Genomic DNA, 400 nt, shown 5'->3' on the forward strand with positions numbered 1-400 from the left:
AATCAGAGGGATCGGATTTGAGTAATAATGGTCGCATTTCTAAAGGTTGGTTACTTGTACTCCGATATTCTCGCTCGCGAATTTCAGAAATCGAGCCAAGTAAACCACTCGTTGCAATATGCCAATCGATGGCAGAAATAATTTCTGATTCATCTCTTTCATCATTAGTAACTCGTTCAAATTTCGCAACTTTCTTAGCTGATTTACAAAGTTCTTCACTCATTGTATAAGCTCTCGCAAATGGATAGTGAGCTTTAACAATGCAAACTCCCGCACAAGCCGTTAATTGTTTGTTGTCAGCAGCTTTTTGTTTTTCAAATACTTGTAAGTAACGAGCCGCAAGCGTTAAACCCAAACGACCATCACAAACAAAGGTAACATCATCTCCACCATATACTAG

1 pseudogene is annotated in these 400 nt (G+C 38.8%); it reads right to left on the reverse strand.

Annotated features, from left to right (window positions below):
* Positions 1-400: pseudogene (locus JUI58_RS00360) on the reverse strand (hypothetical protein); the annotation flags it as partial.

This window comes from Spirulina sp. CCY15215 (assembly GCF_016888125.1).
Lineage (GTDB): Bacteria > Cyanobacteriota > Cyanobacteriia > Cyanobacteriales > Spirulinaceae > CCY15215.